This window comes from Shewanella olleyana (assembly GCF_023283825.1).
GTDB lineage: Bacteria > Pseudomonadota > Gammaproteobacteria > Enterobacterales > Shewanellaceae > Shewanella > Shewanella olleyana.
Genome location: NZ_JAKILD010000026.1, coordinates 1 through 18,166, shown reverse-complemented (window position 1 = coordinate 18,166; position 18,166 = coordinate 1). Strand labels below are relative to the sequence as shown.

14 protein-coding genes and 1 pseudogene are annotated in these 18,166 nt (G+C 41.3%); 7 read left to right on the top strand and 8 right to left on the bottom strand.

Annotated features, from left to right (window positions below; all coding sequences use genetic code 11):
* Positions 1–2: 2 nt before the first annotated feature.
* Positions 3–494 (top strand): annotated as a pseudogene (locus tag L2735_RS16725) (hemerythrin domain-containing protein); the annotation flags it as partial.
* Positions 495–622: 128 nt separating this feature from the next.
* Here the strand turns inward: L2735_RS16725 and L2735_RS16720 are convergent.
* From L2735_RS16720 to lptM, 7 genes are all read right to left on the bottom strand, one after another.
* Positions 623–1,114 carry an Sbal_3080 family lipoprotein gene (locus L2735_RS16720; RefSeq protein WP_248985788.1) on the bottom strand — a complete coding sequence of 164 codons (492 nt, stop codon included), beginning with the start codon at positions 1,112–1,114 and terminating at the stop codon, positions 623–625.
* Between the two features lie 95 nt (positions 1,115–1,209).
* Positions 1,210–1,920: an HAD-IA family hydrolase gene (locus L2735_RS16715; protein WP_248985787.1), complete on the bottom strand. Its 711-nt coding sequence runs from the start codon at positions 1,918–1,920 to the stop codon at positions 1,210–1,212.
* On the bottom strand, positions 1,920–2,849 hold the full coding sequence (gene xerC / locus L2735_RS16710) for a tyrosine recombinase XerC (protein ID WP_248985786.1): 930 nt from the start codon (positions 2,847–2,849) through the stop codon (positions 1,920–1,922). Before xerC ends, L2735_RS16715 begins: the two co-directional genes overlap by 1 nt.
* A 71-nt stretch (positions 2,850–2,920) precedes the next feature.
* On the bottom strand, positions 2,921–3,538 hold the full coding sequence (locus tag L2735_RS16705; protein ID WP_248985815.1) for a DUF484 family protein: 618 nt from the start codon (positions 3,536–3,538) through the stop codon (positions 2,921–2,923).
* A 74-nt stretch (positions 3,539–3,612) separates the two neighbouring features.
* A complete protein-coding gene (gene dapF / locus L2735_RS16700) occupies positions 3,613–4,440 on the bottom strand; it encodes a diaminopimelate epimerase (RefSeq protein ID WP_248985785.1) in 828 nt (275 codons plus the stop codon).
* A gap of 62 nt (positions 4,441–4,502) precedes the next feature.
* Positions 4,503–5,747, bottom strand: coding sequence for a diaminopimelate decarboxylase (lysA, locus tag L2735_RS16695; RefSeq protein WP_248985784.1), 1,245 nt, complete (start codon positions 5,745–5,747; stop codon positions 4,503–4,505).
* A gap of 31 nt (positions 5,748–5,778) precedes the next feature.
* Positions 5,779–5,955 (bottom strand): LPS translocon maturation chaperone LptM, encoded by a 177-nt coding sequence (gene lptM, locus L2735_RS16690; RefSeq protein WP_428848326.1) that lies wholly within the window; start codon positions 5,953–5,955, stop codon positions 5,779–5,781.
* Between the two features lie 80 nt (positions 5,956–6,035).
* Here lptM and cyaY point away from each other — a divergent pair, with 80 nt between their 5' ends.
* Positions 6,036–6,365, top strand: a complete 330-nt coding sequence (cyaY, locus tag L2735_RS16685; protein ID WP_248985782.1) for an iron donor protein CyaY — start codon at positions 6,036–6,038, stop codon at positions 6,363–6,365.
* A 67-nt stretch (positions 6,366–6,432) separates the two neighbouring features.
* Here the strand turns inward: cyaY and L2735_RS16680 are convergent, their stop codons facing one another.
* Positions 6,433–8,871: a class I adenylate cyclase gene (locus L2735_RS16680; protein ID WP_248985781.1), complete on the bottom strand. Its 2,439-nt coding sequence runs from the start codon at positions 8,869–8,871 to the stop codon at positions 6,433–6,435.
* A gap of 246 nt (positions 8,872–9,117) precedes the next feature.
* Between L2735_RS16680 and hemC the strand changes: the two genes are divergently transcribed.
* The 5 genes from hemC to L2735_RS16655 form a co-directional block, all read left to right on the top strand.
* Positions 9,118–10,047: a hydroxymethylbilane synthase gene (gene hemC / locus L2735_RS16675; RefSeq protein ID WP_248985814.1), complete on the top strand. Its 930-nt coding sequence runs from the start codon at positions 9,118–9,120 to the stop codon at positions 10,045–10,047.
* Between the two features lie 17 nt (positions 10,048–10,064).
* Positions 10,065–10,781 (top strand): uroporphyrinogen-III synthase, encoded by a 717-nt coding sequence (locus L2735_RS16670; RefSeq protein WP_248985780.1) that lies wholly within the window; start codon positions 10,065–10,067, stop codon positions 10,779–10,781.
* 132 nt (positions 10,782–10,913) lie between these two features.
* Complete coding sequence (locus L2735_RS16665; RefSeq protein ID WP_248985779.1) at positions 10,914–12,149, top strand: uroporphyrinogen-III C-methyltransferase; 1,236 nt, start codon at positions 10,914–10,916, stop codon at positions 12,147–12,149.
* Positions 12,146–13,318 carry a heme biosynthesis HemY N-terminal domain-containing protein gene (locus L2735_RS16660; RefSeq protein WP_248985778.1) on the top strand — a complete coding sequence of 391 codons (1,173 nt, stop codon included), beginning with the start codon at positions 12,146–12,148 and terminating at the stop codon, positions 13,316–13,318. The genes L2735_RS16665 and L2735_RS16660 overlap by 4 nt, the downstream gene beginning before the upstream one ends.
* A gap of 390 nt (positions 13,319–13,708) precedes the next feature.
* Positions 13,709–18,166, top strand: a 4,458-nt coding sequence (locus L2735_RS16655; protein ID WP_248985777.1) for a retention module-containing protein, incomplete at its 3' end; no start/stop codon positions are given.

The window sequence follows — 18,166 nt, the reverse complement described above, 5'->3', positions numbered from 1 at the left end:
TTGAGCAATTACAAGCCTTACCAATTCCAGCTTTGATCGATTACCTTGAAGCAACCCATCATCAATACGTTCGTGAAACCGCGCCACTTTTAGTTGAGTACTCCCAAATAATGGTACAAGCCCACGGTGAAGACCATGCTGAAATTAAACCGTTAGCCATGCTAATTGGTGCATTAATCGCTGACTTGATGCCGCATTTAATGAAAGAAGAACAGATTTTATTTCCGGCGATGCGCCGCCTTGCCGCAGGTGAAGAAGTTAATGGCTGCTTTGGGGATATTGGCAATCCAATTAATGCAATGGAGCACGAGCATGACCATGCTGGCACTGTGTTAAAGCAGCTAAGGGAATTAACCAATAACTATGAAATCCCTGAAGGCGTATGTAGCACTTGGCAAAAATGCTATGAAACTTTGGCAGAATTTGATGCTGATTTACAAGTCCATATTCATACAGAAAACGAATTACTGTTTCCTAAAGCGCTGGCAATTTAACCCATACCGTCTTTGAAATAGCTATAACAATTTACTTCATCAAGTCCTCGGCTCTTGCTTCCCCCAGCAGAGCCTTTTTTAAACAAAAAATGCACCACATGGGTGCACTTTTAATTAAGCTATTGATTCTAAATTGCGGTCAGTTGACGACTAGGCGAAACATGATCCAATTTAAGGCTCTTCCATACTCCTGCATTTTGCTTTTGTTGGATGAGCTGCTCAATAAGCTCACGAATTTTGGGTTCTGCATCAATAAACTTATTCATATTCCCACCACCACTTCGGGCATCATAAATGGCTTCACCATCTAAACTACCTTGTTGGTATACTTTAATTTCCGCATACACCATATAAAGTGCTAAATCCCAACGCCAATTGGCAGTATAGGTTGCTGCATAATCACAACCATTTGCTATTGTCAGTGAATCTACCACTCGATAATTGATTTGCTTATCTGTGAAGACTTTTTCCATTTCAGCTAAAAACCCTTCCCTGACACTCCTATTTTCCACAATACAGACTTCAGCTGTATTATTCATTTCTACAGGATTGACATCTTGTTTGATGGTACACGCAGATAACAGGCCGACAAACAGCGCAGTTGAAATAAAAACTTTCATATTCTTCCTTGATTTAATGAGAACTCGATAAAATTCAACCGCATTATGTTATTATATTTCACATCTTATTATCAATACATAAGCACTTATAATTATTAGATAAACTGCTCAATTTCTCTCAGTGAATCTACTTCGATATGAGGCAAAATATGGCGAGCTTGTTGGTGATTAGCGGCATTAAGGTTCAACCACAAGCTTTGGCAACCCGCAGCCCTCGCGCCTAGTACATCGCTGATGGGATGATCGCCAATATGGAGTAAATCGCGGTGTTCTATTTCAAGATGCTGGCAACTCAAGTCAAATAAATCGCTGTAAGGTTTCATCCTTACTCCGTGACCTGGATGAACAACAAACTCTAACACTTCACTTAATCCCACTCGGCGCGAATCTACGTTACCGTTAGTAATACCCACTAGCGGATAGTGCTGACCTAAGGCTTTAAGTAGATTTAGTACTGTTTCATCAACGGTAAAATCGCTACGGTGAAAGCAAAAACACTCTAAGCCTTGTTGTGCCCCTTGGCTGGCTTCAATTTCAGTGTAACCCCATTGAATTAGCGCCTGGCGTAGCACTTCGTAACGTGCTGCAGTGGTGTCGTGAGCAAGTTCCTCATGCACTGCAATGACCTTTGCCTTTAACTCTCGCCATTGGGTGTTCCCCCAGTTATCAGGGACATTAAACTGTTCTTGCATAAACAAAGACAACGCAGATTCCGCTTTAATAATGTGCGGCGCGTTATGGTACAAAGTATCGTCTAAATCAAAGCTGATGGCCTTAAAGGGCCGAAGTCGCAAATATTGTTTCATTATTTCCCCTTGGCTTTTTTCGCTCTAGGATGAGCGCCATCGTAGACTTTTGCCAAGTGCTGAAAATCGAGACTGGTATAGATTTGGGTGGTGGATAAGTTCGCATGTCCCAATAATTCTTGCACTGCTCTTAAATCTGCACTTGATTCAAGCATATGCGTTGCAAAGGAATGTCGCAATTTATGCGGGTGAACTTTTGCAGATAAAGATTGCTCTTGGCCCCATTTCTTCATACGTAATTGAATACTACGATGAGATAAACGTGTCCCTTTTTGGCTAACAAATAACGCATCACCCGCCTCGACTTTGGCTAAATCAGCGCGGCACTCACACCAAGTATTTATTGCCTCTATGGCCATTTTACCAATGGGGACGACTCGTTGTTTACTGCCTTTACCCATGACTTTTACTTCGCTTTGGCTGAAGTCGATATCATTAATATCTAAGCTCGCAAGTTCAGCTAACCGTAACCCACTAGAGTAAAACAATTCCATTATTGCTTTATCACGTTTACTTAGCGGGTCATCTGCGTTGATGTCCAATAAGTGGGTAACAGCGTCTAAGTCCATGTTCTTTGGTAATGGTTTCGCTTGTTTCGGGGCATTAAGGGTTTTAGCAGGATTAACCTTAATCGCTTGTTCACGGATTAAAAATTCAAAGAATTGTTTGAGCGAAGACAGACATAAAGACAATGAACGCGGGCTTAAGCCCTTTCGGTGTAACTTGGCTAATACGGCTTGCAATTGATCACGAGAGACACTGAGCCAACGCTCATTATGGGGATCTAATGAGGCCCCTTTGGGTAAATCGAAAATAATCTCAGCTGCGCGTTGTAGCTCATAACGATAATTTCGCACTGTGTGTGCTGATAATTGCTTCTCAGAACTGAGGTAGCGCTCAAAAGTAGCTAGCCAACTGCGTTGTGCCATTTCTAACTCCTTTATTGTAAGCGCTTATGGTCACTCAATACGGGTATGACTCTTTTTATCCAAGCTGTGAATTAAAACTTTGGCAGCATATGATCTAACGAGTCACGAATTTGCTGGAAAAAAAGATGATCCATACTTGGATGAAAATGGGCGGCATCAGCAGAAGCAACACCAAAAATCACTTGGCCATTTTCATCAGATAACTTAGTTAATGCAACTGAGCCAACCTCTGAGCCAAATAGACGTTTTGATTCTGACTGAGTAAGACGGCCAAAGTAAAACCCTTGCTGAATGCGTTGTCGCCAAATTTTAGCCAGCTCACTATCAATATCGTGAACAGTTATAAGCCTCACATGAGTAAAACCAAATTGGCTTTTTAGCTTTTCAGTTAAAACTTGTCTGAGTTGGCCTAAATCTTCGCACTTAAGAAGTTTCATCGATAAATCGCTATTAAAGCGAAATATTTTTTCGTTCTCTGTAGCAATTTTCATTAAAGAAGTAATTTCTTCTTCAAGCTGAGAGACGCGACCACGGAGCATTTCTTGACTGCGCTCAACTAAAGATACTGAACCTCGCTCATGGTGCGTTAAACGCATCGCCACTAAAAGCTCAGGGTAACGATTAAAAAACTCAGGATTGTCGAGCAAGTATTCACGGATCATGAGCTCATCTAGCGGAAGATCTTCCATCTCTAGATTTGTGCCTAACGAAGCTGCTGATTGTGCATTTTCAGCTAATAGTTTCTTGGTAATGATTGCGTCGCTCATAACTGGATTTGTCCATCAAATACATGTTCTGCAGGCCCAGTCATCCATAATGGTTTTCCTTCACCTTCCCAGTTAATGGTCAAGCGGCCACCCGGTAAATCTACTTTCACCTGTCTGTCTAATTTATTTTGCATAATTCCGATAGCCACAGCAGCGCATGCACCAGTGCCACAAGCCAGTGTTTCAGCAGCGCCGCGTTCATAAACCCGCAATTTGATATGGCCACGATCAACAACCTGCATAAAGCCCACATTAACGCCTTTAGGGAAGCGTTCATGTTTAGTCAGCATTTGGCCTATTTCTTCAACTTCAGCGGTATCAACATCATCCACATCAAGCACACAATGAGGATTACCCATTGAAATAGCACCACACAAAAACGTTTGTTTAGGGGTTTGCAATAAATAGGTTTTTTCTGGGCGCTTGGCACGAAAAGGAATTTTACCTGGCTCAGTTACCGGCACACCCATATTAACGGTGACGTTACCGTCGCGCTCAAGTCGTAAGGTCATTTTACCCGAGCTGGTACTGACTCGAATTTTATATTTATTGATTAAGCCTTTGTTACGAACAAAGCGTGCAAAGCAACGCGCGCCATTGCCGCATTGCTCTACTTCTCCGCCATCGGCATTAAAAATTCGATAATGGAAATCTAAATCGGGATCGTATGGCGGCTCAACTAACAATAGTTGGTCAAAACCAATACCGAAATTACGGTCGGCCAAACGGCGAATTTGATCAGGCGAAAAGAACACGTTTTGTGTTACGCCATCAACCACCATAAAATCGTTACCCAGACCATGCATCTTGGTGAAGTGGATCAAAAGAGTTTCCCTTATCGAACTAAAAAATAAACTAACCGCTACTTAAAAAAGCACTGTCACTCTTAAGGCAGTAAATGCTCACCTTGCCACAATTGCTCAAGCTTTTCACGCTCACGTATGACTTGGTTTTGATCTTTATCAACCATCACTTCTGCAGGTTTCGGGCGAGAGTTGTAATTGGACGCCATCACGAAACCGTAAGCGCCACTTGAGCGCACAGCCAATAAGTCACCTGCTTGTACATTCAGCTGACGGTTTTTACCTAAAAAGTCACCGGTTTCACATACAGGGCCTACAACGTCATATTCATAACTTGGTGCTGAAGTAAGCTGTACTGGAATGATGTTTTGCCAAGCACTGTATAATGCTGGACGGATTAAGTCATTCATCGCGCCATCAACAATCGCAAAACGTTTATCGCTGTTTTCTTTCAGTGATAACACTTCCGTGACGAAGATGCCTGCATTAGCTGCAATAGCACGGCCTGGCTCAAAGATTAATTTAAGTGGGCGGTCACCTAAGCGTTCAAGTAATGCCGCAGCGTAAACATCTGGATGTGGTGGTGTTTCATCATCATAAGGCACGCCTAAGCCACCTCCAACATCAAAATGCTTAATTTCGATGCCATTGCCCGCTAATCGATCAATAAGTGCCAACATACGGTCCATAGCATCTAAAAAAGGCTGCATTTCAGTCAGTTGAGAACCAATATGACAATCAACACCTTTAACAGCTAAATTCGGTAAAGCATGTGCGCGAGCAAATACTTGCTCAGCTTCATCCATGGCAATACCAAACTTATTTTCTTTCAAACCGGTAGAAATATAAGGATGTGTCCCTGCATCAACATCAGGATTAACCCTAAGTGAAATTGGGGCAACCTTGCCTAATTTACCCGCCACTTCATTCAATAACTCAAGCTCAGCGCTTGATTCGACATTAAAGCAGTAAATACCGGTGTTTAAAGCCTGCTCCATTTCTGCGGTTGTTTTACCTACGCCAGAAAACACCACTTTTTTAGGGTCGCCGCCTGCAGCGATAACGCGAGCAAGTTCACCACCTGAAACAATATCAAAACCACTGCCTAATCGAGCCAGTACATTTAATACTGCTAGGTTTGAGTTCGCTTTAACCGCATAACAAATAAGATGAGGATGATCGGCAACCGCATTATCAAAAGCGTTCCAATGACGCTCTAAGGTCGCGCGCGAATAAATATATAACGGTGTGCCATGGGTACGAGCAAGTTCAGCAACAGAGCAGCCTTCAGCAAAAAGTTGATCTTGTTGGTATGTAAAATGATCCAAAATGCGATTCCTTTAAATTCTTTTGTATTTTTTATGTCGACTCTTGAGACTGCTCTTGAGCTTCTTGTTGGGTTTGTTCACTAGTAGGCTCTTGCGATTTTCGCTCTTCCTGATTAGTTTCTACGTCAGGTGATTTATATAATGGGCCTTGTTGTCCACAGCCAATAACGAATAGGCTAGCAAGCATTACTAATAAAAACAGTCTCATTTTTCTCAACATCTATGCATCTGGGGAGTTATAGCCTTATAATCGCATTCATAACCTAGGAAGTACAAGGATAGAAATACATGGCTATGACAGATACTGAATTCCATCAATTGGCAGATGTGATGTTCAACAAGATAGAAAATGCCATCGAGACCGCCATTGATGAGCAAGATGCCGATGTCGATATCTTCGCAAGCGGTAATGTACTGCAGTTAGAATTTGAAGATGGTTCGCAAATTGTCATCAACAAACAAGAGCCTTTACATGAGTTATGGATAGCCAGTCGCACTGGTGGTTATCATTTCGCTTTTGTTGACGGCAAATGGTTTGATGAGCGCAACAACAGTGAATTTATGCCTTTTGTTATTGATGCTATCACCAAGCAAAGCGGTATTGCACTCTCACTATAATCTTAGTCTGTAAAACGTAATTTTTTATAACAGATAGCGATAAGGCAAAACCGACAATGAATTGAGTTTAAATATCTGAACTCAATTCATTTATCGCGATCCCAAATGGCACTACGGTCAACTCACCATCAATCCTTTCTAATTTAAAAAACTGCGGCATATTAAAATAATGCAGTGATGACTCGTCTCGCTCAAACGCAAAACTATGACTTTCTTTTTCAACCAGCTCTTTCATGGTCATATCATCAAAAATTTGATGCATTAATTGATTCGATTCATCAATAATAAATACATCTAGTGCATCTGGACGTTGTCTTAGGAAGTACTGTTTTGCCCCTTTCGAAATATATAATTTGATCACGCTAGGGATACTTCGATAAGGATCTTTCTTTAACACTGCAGTTGGTGCTGTTAATTCTGGTTTTTTAAATCGCTTAACTTTTATCGGTGCAACTTTTACCTCATTCCCTGTTAGCTCTTTATAAACTAGGCCCATTGAGTTAAAAAACAATCCATAACGTTTATCAGACAGCTCAACGGGATGCATCAACGCCGATGACGCTCTTGCTTGATGACAATATCTAACGCACAAATTAAACATGGCTAATAAAGCGTCGTTGATTTGTTTTTTGAGGCGTTCAGCGCAAACAACAATCTGAATATCAACTTGCTCAGGCATCCCTTTTAAGCCCAAAGCAGTAAATGCCAGCGCGTCCAATAACCCTTGTTCACCTTTAAATCGATGACATTGCCACTCTCCCCAACTATTGAGACAAATTAACTCGATTGTTGAAAGCATGTTTTGCTGCTTTTTCCCTAATGAAAAAACATTGCCATTCATATAATCGACCATAATTTCTTGGCCTTGCCATTTCTGAGTCGGATCGCCATCAACATTCGCCACCACAATGACTTTTTTATAGAAATATGGCTGACACAACTCTGCTTTCGAGACTTTACTTGGCGCTGCCATTAAAGGAACTAAACGACAGGCTAAATCAGTTAACACACTTGAGCGGTGTTTCTTACGACCATATTCTTGCCATAAGGTATCATTGGTAGAAATGCCATTCATTGCCGACCAAGCAATCAGCGCTGTAGGCGTATCCGCTTTAATGATCGATGACTCACCTAACAACTGCCCAGATTTAAGCGGCTGACGATAAAGATAATATCGCGACTCTTTAATGCTATGAATAATGGTCATGTTGGGTTCAAACACTGACCGACTCCATAACTTATTTAAAGGTAATAACTGATGTTCATCGTCACTAAAATAAGTATGTAATTTACGTGCCAGCATACCGAGCTCTTCAACTCTGAATCTGTCACTTAATGCTTGCTTTGAAGCGAACTCCAATAGAGTGCGATAACTGATTAACAGCAGCTCATTAAGTTGCTTGTTAAACCACTTTAATTGGCCAGAGTGCCAATGCTGACTGTTGTCTAGTGTTTCTAATAAGCTGGGCGGCCAATTCCAATCATTGGCTAACTGCTGCATTTTATTTCGGCGCCAATCGCTGCCGACACATGCATTCGTTAAATTAACGCCACATTTAAGGTAAAAACAGCGGCGAACAATCTCTAATCGCCTAATATCACGCTTGCTGAGTAAGTAGTTTTCAATACGTTGATATAAAATCAAATAAGCGTCATTTGATTCTGAAAAATCGCCTTGCTCACATTGCTGCCAAATTTGGGCAGTAATAAAATTCGACTCTGGATAATCTGCGGCATAGGTTTCGAGCAATAATACTTTCAGAAGTGCTTTATGAGGTTTATTTAAACCTTTATATAGTTGCCACAATGACGCGCCAAAGTATTCAGTGGCGGGCATGGTTTGCACATCACCCAAAAACAAAGTTGATTCATCTTGTTTTGAATTTGGCCACCAAGCTACAGTTTTGCCAGCGAGGCGAATATGCGAGCGATAAAACTCTTCAAGTAACAGCCAATGCTGAGTGCTACCGCTATGCTCTTCACCCAGTGAGCTATAACAATTTTCAAAGGCACTGCACTCACGAAATTGCAGCGGGTGAACTAAGTAAAAGTTAACTTCAAAATCAAAAGAGGCAAACCATTGGGTTAATGCAGTGGTTTTTTCTGTTATTAGGGTTAAATCTGCATTACTCAAGTTCGCTTTGTAAACCAGCCATACATCAACATCACTTTTGGGGTTCTGGCCAAAACTTGCTGTACTACCCATTGAATAAACACCTTCAAAAGCGCATGGCTCAGCGGCGTTTGAAGTTAACTTAGGTAATTTGAATATATCGCAGGCTAGATTCGTTTTGTCAGAGTCTTGAAATTGATTAATACCAAAAGGCGTTAATGCCGAATTGCCACCTGGCAATTGTGGATGATGATGTTGAATAAGGTAAGCAATGAGGTCAAAAAGCTTTTGCTGTTTCGGTGACAACAAAGATTGAACTCGTTCATAGCGAACAAGGTTGAGCTGATTTGCTATTTCGGTTGAGCCACTTACTTTCTCTATCAAGGCTTCCATCCTTGTACTATCACCTTACGGCTAATTTGAACTCGCTTTACACCTAATGACTTGCTTAAATTAGCGTTAGATTCATTAGTAATAACTTTTTCATGTTATCACTTTTATTAAAATACGCCAGTAAATGAGATCTACGTCACAAAAAATTTATGTGCATAGTTCAAACAATCGCTATCGGTTTGTTACATAAGCCAACAGGCAATGTTAGCATTGTCGCAATTAAGTCTATCGATGGAACTCTCTGGCATGTCTCAAAATGTTATTCGTATCGCTACTCGTAAAAGTCCACTGGCTATGTGGCAAGCTGAATTCGTTAAAGCTGAGCTTGAACGTATTCATTCAGGTTTAACTGTTGAACTTTTACCAATGAGCACTAAAGGAGACGTTATTTTAGATACGCCTCTGGCTAAAGTGGGTGGTAAAGGTTTATTCGTTAAAGAACTTGAAGTTGCCATGCTTGAAGATCGCGCTGATATCGCTGTTCATTCAATGAAGGATGTACCAGTAGATTTTCCAGAAGGATTAGGTTTACAGGTTATCTGTGAACGTGAAGATCCGCGTGATGCATTTGTTTCTAATACTTACAAAACGATTGCGGAACTACCACAAGGTGCTGTTGTTGGTACTTCTAGTTTGCGTCGTCAGTGTCAAATACGTGCAGCTCGTCCAGATCTTGTCATCAAAGACTTGCGCGGCAACGTTGGTACTCGTTTAGCTAAGCTAGATAGTGGCGACTACGATGCCATTATTCTTGCAGCTGCTGGTCTAATTCGCCTTAAGTTAGATGAACGTATTGCTAGCTTTATCTCTGCTGAAGATTCTCTACCCGCTAACGGCCAAGGCGCTGTAGGTATTGAATGTCGTATGAATGACGAACGCGTAAAAGCCCTACTCGCTCCACTTGAGCATTTAGAGACTCGCTACCGTGTATTAGCTGAGCGTGCAATGAATACCCGCCTTGAAGGTGGCTGTCAGGTACCAATCGGTGCGTATGCTGAAATCGATGGTGACACGTTAAGCTTACGTGGCTTGGTCGGTAACCCTGATGGAAGCCAAGTTATCGAAGGTGCTGTTTCTGGCCCTAAAACTGATGCAGTTGCATTAGGCGAAGCACTGGCTGAAGATTTATTAAGCCGTGGCGCTAAAACTATTTTAGACGCTGTTTACAACAAGTAATCAGGCCAAGTCAAAATATGAAAGTCTTGCTAACGCGCCCTGAAGGGCGTAATCAAGCGATGGTGCAACAGTTAAAAAGTAAAGGCGTCGACTGTATTGTCACACCTTTACTGGCTGTTGCTCCAACTCATTTCCCTATAGATGCTCATCAACTATCAACATCTGACTGCATTATTTTTATTAGTACCAATGCGGTTCATTTTGCAGCTTTATCACTCAATAATCGTTTTCCAGAATGCCGATATTATGCGGTAGGACAAGCGACCGCTGATGCTCTTCGTCAATTTAATATTCACGCTGAAGTAGCCCCACAAGATAGTCAAGATAGCGAAGGTCTGTTGTCTCTTAACTCATTAGCTGAGATAAGAAATCAACAAATTGTCATTATCAGAGGCGTTGGTGGTAGAGAAACTATTGCGGAGCAATTAACATTAAGACAAGCCAAGGTTAACTATTGGGAAGTTTACCAAAGAGTTATGCCAAAGCTAGATCCACAAAGCGTTTGCAGCCAATGGCAAACCGCTAAGATTGACACAATCGTAGTCACTAGCGGCGAAGTCCTTGTGAATCTAATTAATCTTGTGCCAAAAGAGTTATTTGCATGGTTGCAATCATGTCATATCATAGTCCCTAGTCACCGAGTGGAACAAAGGGCGAAAACGGCTGGATTTTGTCACGTCACCAATGCTAATGGCGCGAATACTGAAGCTGTTTTACAAGCGTTATCTCTTTAATCAATAAAGCAAAGTCAGCTATTTGCGATATTGTTTAATCCTGCCAGACTTGTACCCTATCACTCGATATTTATGTCGCGCAGTAAATGGTCGCACTAGTCATTAACCACGCTAGGCACTCAAGGACAGCTCATGGAAAATAATAAGCAAGATTCAAGTCATTCAAATACTAAGGATTCCGCCGTTGAATCAGTGAATAACGAGGTTGAGTCTTCAACTGAGCTTGAAAAGAGCACGGCATCTAGCACTAAAAATACAACTCATTCTACCAATCAAACAGCATCGACAGTTGAAGCAAACTCATCTTCCAACGACGATGTAACGGTATCCCAAAGCCGCAAAAGCTCATGGTGGGTTAGGTTAAGCATTCTGTTTTGTCTTGTTATCGCACTATGTGGTATTGGTATTAGCTACTTGTTATTTATTGAACTAGAAAGCCAAAAACTAGAGCTTCAGACTCAATATCAACAAACCCAAGCTATCAGCAATGAAGTGACTGACGCACTGATTGAACCTAAAAGGCGCATTGCTGAATTAGAAATTCAACAACAAAACGATACTTTGGCTTATCAGCAACAAAATCAGTTAGCCAAATCACATCAGCAGCTGCAAGAGCGTGTGGCAACGATTGCTCAGCGAAATCCAAACCATTGGATGGCATCTGAAGCAGAATATTTAGTACGTATGGCAGGTCGAAAATTATGGCTTGAAAATGACCCCAAAACTGCTGCAAGTTTATTAAGTTCGGCAGATGATCGCATTGAAGCAATGAAGGATCCGGCTTTATTACCTATTCGCCGGGCTCTTGCTCATGATTTGGCAAAAACCAATGCCATTAAAACCACTGATGTTGCCGGTACCATCTACACCATCGACGGTATTTTAAATCAGCTAGACAATTTACCTCTCAATCGAGCTAAAGCCCAATCGGCTGAAGACTTGGCCGAGCAACATGTGATGACTGATTCATTAGATGACTGGCAAAGCAATCTTGCTAAAACATGGCACTCTGTGACTGATGGTTTTATCACGATTCGCAAGCGCACAACTGATTTAGAGCCATTACTGGCGCCGGATCAACAATGGTATTTAATTGAAAACATTCGTAATAAGCTATTACAAGCGCAACTGGCTTTATACCAACATGATGAAGTGAATTATCGTCAATCTATTGGTTTTGCTCGTACTTGGATACAGCAATATTTTGATCTTGATGAAGCAAAAACTCAGGAAACAATGACAGCCTTAGATGCACTGATTACCGTAGAAATCGAGCAAGTTAAACATACTAATTTTGAATCTACTAGGCTGTTACAACAACTCATCACCTTCGGCTCATTGGTTCCTGAAGAGGAACCACAGCTATGATTAAAATTCTTGCTTACGTAATCATCATCCTTATTGGATTCTGTATTAGCCCTTTTATTATCGGTAATACAGGTTATGTCTATATTGCCGCTGGTGAATACCAAATCGAAACCAGTTTAGTTTTCGGACTCCTAGGGCTAATATTATTTTACTGCGCATTACAGTTAGTTGAGTGGTTAGTGATCTTACTACTTAATGTCGTCATCAATAGTCGCTATTTACCAGAAAGGTGGCGCCGAGAGGCTGCCAAGAAATATACAATGCAAGGTGCACTTGCCTTAGCAGAAGAAGATTGGCCGAATGCTGAGAAAGCCATGGCTAAAGGTGCAGCTAAAGGCGAACTCCCAGCTTTAAACCTCTTCGCTGCTGCAAGAGCTGCCCATCACCAACTTAATACTGATGCCCGTGACAAATACTTAGCTGAAGCAGCTAAAGATCCGCTAACTAAAACGGCGGTAAATACCTCAAAAACACGTTACTTGATCCAACAGGGCAATCTGATTGAAGCCAGAGCTGAGCTTGATGCCTTAGTCCCAACAAGTAAAAGTAAGACACCTGTACTCAAGTTAGCGCTTGATCTTTATCAGTTACAACATGACTGGCAAGCTTTGAAAATCCTACTTCCGGCCATTAAAAAACGTCAAATAGTATCTGAAGAAGAATACTTAAAAATTGAACACCTCACCAATACAGCATTGCTTAAAGCTGCTACGAAACTGAATGAACAAGAATTAGAGAAGTGTTGGCACTGGCTTAGTAAGGCTGAACGTAACCAAGCTAAATTAATTGCTATTTATGCACGTGGTCTATGCCAATATAATCGAAAAAAGGACGCCTTAAAGCTCATTACTAAAAGCCTTAAAGCTGAACTTGATCCTGCAATACTATCTGAATTACCGTTATTGCTTGATGCTGAAGATGAAGAAATAAGAAAATTATTATACCGCTTTGAACAAACCCACGAGCATGATGCTCAATATCAAATTTGTTTAGCTAAGTTAGCGCAACAAAAACGCGATATTAAATCGGCTAAGACTCATTGGTCACAAGCCTGTGAAATAGCGCCGAAGCGTGAATATTGGTTAGCATTGGCTCAAATGCAGGAACAACTTGGTGAAAATACCGCAGCATTACAAAATTATCGTAAAGCAGCGAATTCAACTGAATAGTATTCACTAAACCGAATAATTAACTAAATCAAAAACCTGCCAATGGCAGGTTTTTTTTTAACAATTTCGATCTAAACCCTCGTTTGAATCGTATAAAAATTGATTAATTGGAGTAATCACTTCAATTCGTACTTTATTATTAAAACTGTAACATTTCTCAGTAATGACTTAGTTGTATTGATTTACCAAGGAAAAGTTAAATTTAATATCTTTTCATTAGTTTAACCTCATTTCGAAACGGGTCAAAAAATTGACCACCGATACATATAGCGCTAAAATTGTTATATTGCGGTTAATGTTTCTCGCTAATTTTATAACGACAAATATGGCAATGTGATTTTTTATGCATTAATTGTAAGTGCATTGCTAATAAAGGTTTTGGAGCTAAATATGAGTTCTGTTGTAACGACTAAAAATGGTGTTTTGAGTTCAGCAAATGGTGAAGTATCACTTACCATCAATGATCAAACCAAAAATATTATTCCTGGGGATAAAATTCCTGCAGGTGCAGAACTCAATTTTGCAGATGGTTTAGCTTTTGTCGTCACTTTTGAAGATGGCACTATTTTGAATGGCGACCAACCTATTACAGACCCAACAGAAGTTAGCTCAACAGATGATACTGTAGCTCAATTCTCAACAGAGATGAGCCCAGAAGAATTAGCCGAAATTGAAGCGCTTCAGGCCCTGATTCTTTCAGGTGAAAATCCTACCGAAGAGCTCCCAGAAACAGCAGCTGGTGAAACAGCGGGGAATGAAGGAGGCAGCGACTTCGCTTCTCTTGCTCGAGAAGGTTCTGAGACGATAGCGACGGCAGGATTTGATACATCTTTTGAAGCTCCAGACCCAATAACAGCAAACTTATCCTTAGGTGATGAAGGCGTTAATGCCTTAATCAATAACAACTTTAATGTTGCTCAGTTCACCGATAACTTTGTTAATGGTGTTTCTTTCACTACTTCTTCAGGTTTGTCTGGTTTTACCGGTGATTTCGGTGCTCCAGGTTCATTTGCATATTTACCCGGTGACACTATTACCTTTATGGTTGGTGGTGTAACCATTGCCACATTCAGTGCCGATGTAATTCAAGGCGATATATTATTTTTGCAAGATATTGCTGGGACATTATTGTCCGACACTAATATGGATTACGTTGAAAACATGGCAATTTTTTTACAAGCCTTGGACAACGATCTCACTGATGGTGTGGATGATGGGGTACTCAACACGAATAGTTTGGTGAATATTGAAGATAGCTACGCCACCAATATCAATATTCTGTTATCAGTTCATGAAGCCTTAGCAAATTATATTGACCCAACCACAGGTCAGCCTCTAAATATCGCCACTGCCGGTAAAGAAATGATTTCACAGGTTCTTGCTGAACTAGGGATTATTTTTACTCGTGATACTGAAAGACAAGAGAATGAACAGAATCTATTTGAAACTATCGCAATGGAGCATGTCGCAGATACTATTGATGATATTGCTGGCGATAGAACACCAGATGAACACGATGAACGTACGGTAGATACTCTCGAGGTTCCAGGTGGGCTAATTACCTACAACTATAACGAATTAGACGGCCAAATTACTTTTTCCGCTAATGATTTACTTGAAGGCGCAGTTGCTCAGCAGGTAATCGATCAGAACTTGTTAGTGAGTAATGTTCGCCTCAGCGCTGCATTTGAAGATATTGGTACTTTGCAAGATTTGGGAGATGGCAATTATGTCATCATCTTAAATGAAGGTATTACTCAATACGATCTGGAAGGGCTAAGTATTGATTACCGCGTAGAAGATTGGACAGTATTCAGAGACGTTACTTCAGCCACTCAAGACCAATACAAATCGCACTTATCTGCTGAAATCCCAGATGTACTCGAAGATGTAGGTTTTAACCAATTTACGTTAAACAGTGAGCTCACATTTGAAACGGATCAAGAACTGTTCATCACATTCACTAGTGAATTACTCAGTGAACAACTTGGATACCCTATTGCTGAATATGCCGATGATTACTTAGTTCCGCTTGAATACTCTAATGATGGTGGTCTTACGTGGCAGACAATGACCATTGGTGGAATAGACTCAAGTGGTGATTTAGCGAGACCAATTTTTAGTTTCAACCTTGAAGCCGGTAACGACAGCATCCTAATTAGAGTGCCTATTTTTGATGATGCATTCATAGAGCCAACTGAATATTTCAATGCGGTTGTATCTGGTGAAAATGTTTACGATGAAGAGCTAGAGTTCGCCATATTTGATAATGATGGTGAAGGCTCGGATTTACCGATTGTTGATATTGATTATGCTGTTGTTGTTGAAGGAATGGAGTTTGCTTTATTCACCCTTACTTTAAGCGAACCTAGTACTGAGACTATTACTCTTGATTACAGCTCAGAAGAATTGACGGCTTTATTTGGTGAAGATTTTACCAATGTCAGTGGCACAGTCACTTTCCTTCCTGGCGAGACAACCGCTTATATTACTGTGCCTATTACCGATGACTTGATTGTTGAGGATAGCCCGGAATTTGCGCTGATTAACTTATCTAATGTCACCAATGCTGTTTTAGGTGATACCCAAGCAACTTTGCGTATATACGACAATGATTTACCTGATAATACCGCCATCTCGCTAGATATCGATCCCGTCACAGGCGACAACATACTTACGCCAGATGAAAGCACAGGCACAGTGACCATTACAGGTACTGTGACGGCCGATGCTTCAATCACGACTGGTATTATCATGCTGACCATAAATGGTCAGGAATACCAAGCTATCATGCAGTCTGACGGCACATTCTCTGTCGAGGTAGACGCGGCGGATCTTGTCAATGACGAAGACACTGTTATTGACGGCATAGTATATGGTTACGGCGACAACGGCGCTAAGGGAACAGCGACCTCAACTGAAGACTATGATATTCCAACAATTGCGCAAAATGACGCAATCGTCATAGCAGAAGACACGGTTGCAGAAGGCAATGTATTAGATAACGATTCAGACACTGACGATGTTTTAACTGTTGTCAGCTTTGAAGTAAATGGCGAAACCTATAATGCTGGTGACTCAGTCACTTTAGAAGAAGGTGTGTTGGTTTTAAATAGCGATGGTAGCTATTCATTTACACCAAATGCGGATTGGAATGGCCAAGTTCCTGTTATTACGTACACAACTAATACCAATGTCACAGCAACTCTGACCATCGAGGTAACGCCTGTTGCTGATGGCGCTCCTGGTGTGGTTATTAATACTGATGCTAATAACGATGGCATTATCAGCGAAGAAGAATTAGCAGGTAATACTGAAGTTTCTGTAACGATTGATCTAACAACCACTGGTGCACAGCCCGGTGATACTTTAGTTGTTAACGGTCAGGAAATTATTCTTACCCAAGAAGATATTGATAATGGCTCAATAGATTTAACACTGCCAGCACCTGCTGAAGGTGAAACGATTGAAGTGGTAGCAACCATTATTGATAGTGCCGGTAATATAAGTCCTGAAGGTTCTGATAGTGCATTACTAGATACCGTACCTCCAGTAATCACGGTTATCGCGCCAGACAATAGTAATGATGATACCCCAACTATTACTGGTTCAACAGATGCTGAACCAGGCAGCACAGTCACTATCGTTGTCACTGACAATGAAGGCAATGAGCAAGTCTTAGAGGCAATTGTTAACCCTGACGGTAGTTATGAAGTTGATGTAGCTGAGCCATTAGCTGAAGGCGAATATATCGTCGTCGCGGTTGTTACAGATCCTGCTGGTAACTCTGCAAGTGCTAATGACACTGGAGATATAGACACAACGGCTCCAGAGATCACCGTGAGTGCACCTGATAATTCAACAGATACAACACCAATCATTACAGGTACAACAGATGCAGAACCTGGCAGTACAGTCACAATTATTGTCACTGATAGTGCAGGCCAAGAACAAATAATCGAAACCATTGTAAACCCAGATGGAACTTACAGCGTTGAAGTTCCTTTGCCATTAGCCGAAGGCGATTACACTGCAGTAGCTGGCGTTTCAGATAGTGCTGGTAATGGTGCCTTTGCGGAAGACAGCGGCGATATAGATCTAACCCCGCCAGTTATCACAGTTAGCACACCTGATGATGCAAGTGATAATACTCCTTTAATAACAGGAACAACTGATGCAGCTCCTGGCAGCACAGTTACCTTAGTTGTAACTGATAGTAATGGTGTTGAGCAAACCATTGAAGCAATTGTTGACCCAGACGGCAGCTATCAGGTTGAAGTACCAAATGAACTTGCAGAAGGCGATTACTCGGTAATTGCAGAAGTGACAGATCCTGCAGGAAATACAGCAACTGCAAATGATACTGGTGAAATTGATGCTATTGACGGTGCCCTAACGGTCGATCTGGTTATCGACGCCTCTAACCAAGGCGACATCACGGGTACTTCACAGGATATTCCAGACGGTGGCACAGTCACGCTGGTTATTACGGATATTGAAGGTAACTTCGTCACTATCAATGATGTGGCAGTCGGTGCAGATGGCACTTACTCAGTTGATGATGTAGACCTATCAACTCTGGTTGATGGTGACATCACAGTCGTAGGAACCGCAACCGATTCCAACGGCAATCCATTAAGTGCTAATGACACTGAGAACTTAAATGCAGTCGATGCAGAATTGACTGTCGACCTGGTTATCGACGCCTCTAACCAAGGTGACATCACGGGTACCAGCCAGGATATTCCAGCGGGTGGCACAGTCACCTTAGTTATCACCGATATTGCTGGCGCTGAAATTATTATTGAAAATGTGGCAGTCGGTGCAGATGGCTCTTACTCAGTTGAT

Excerpts from the sequence above, each read along its gene's own strand:
- L2735_RS16720 (WP_248985788.1), bottom strand. The coding sequence starts at position 1,114 with ATGAAAGTTTTTATTTCAACTGCGCTGTTTGTCGGCCTGTTATCTGCG.
- L2735_RS16715 (WP_248985787.1), bottom strand. The coding sequence starts at position 1,920 with ATGAAACAATATTTGCGACTTCGGCCCTTTAAGGCCATCAGCTTTGAT.
- xerC (WP_248985786.1), bottom strand. The coding sequence starts at position 2,849 with ATGGCACAACGCAGTTGGCTAGCTACTTTTGAGCGCTACCTCAGTTCT.
- L2735_RS16705 (WP_248985815.1), bottom strand. The coding sequence starts at position 3,538 with ATGGAAGATCTTCCGCTAGATGAGCTCATGATCCGTGAATACTTGCTC.
- lptM (WP_428848326.1), bottom strand. The coding sequence starts at position 5,955 with ATGAGACTGTTTTTATTAGTAATGCTTGCTAGCCTATTCGTTATTGGC.
- cyaY (WP_248985782.1), top strand. The coding sequence starts at position 6,036 with ATGGCTATGACAGATACTGAATTCCATCAATTGGCAGATGTGATGTTC.
- L2735_RS16680 (WP_248985781.1), bottom strand. The coding sequence starts at position 8,871 with ATGGAAGCCTTGATAGAGAAAGTAAGTGGCTCAACCGAAATAGCAAAT.
- hemC (WP_248985814.1), top strand. The coding sequence starts at position 9,118 with ATGTCTCAAAATGTTATTCGTATCGCTACTCGTAAAAGTCCACTGGCT.
- L2735_RS16670 (WP_248985780.1), top strand. The coding sequence starts at position 10,065 with ATGAAAGTCTTGCTAACGCGCCCTGAAGGGCGTAATCAAGCGATGGTG.
- L2735_RS16665 (WP_248985779.1), top strand. The coding sequence starts at position 10,914 with ATGGAAAATAATAAGCAAGATTCAAGTCATTCAAATACTAAGGATTCC.
- L2735_RS16660 (WP_248985778.1), top strand. The coding sequence starts at position 12,146 with ATGATTAAAATTCTTGCTTACGTAATCATCATCCTTATTGGATTCTGT.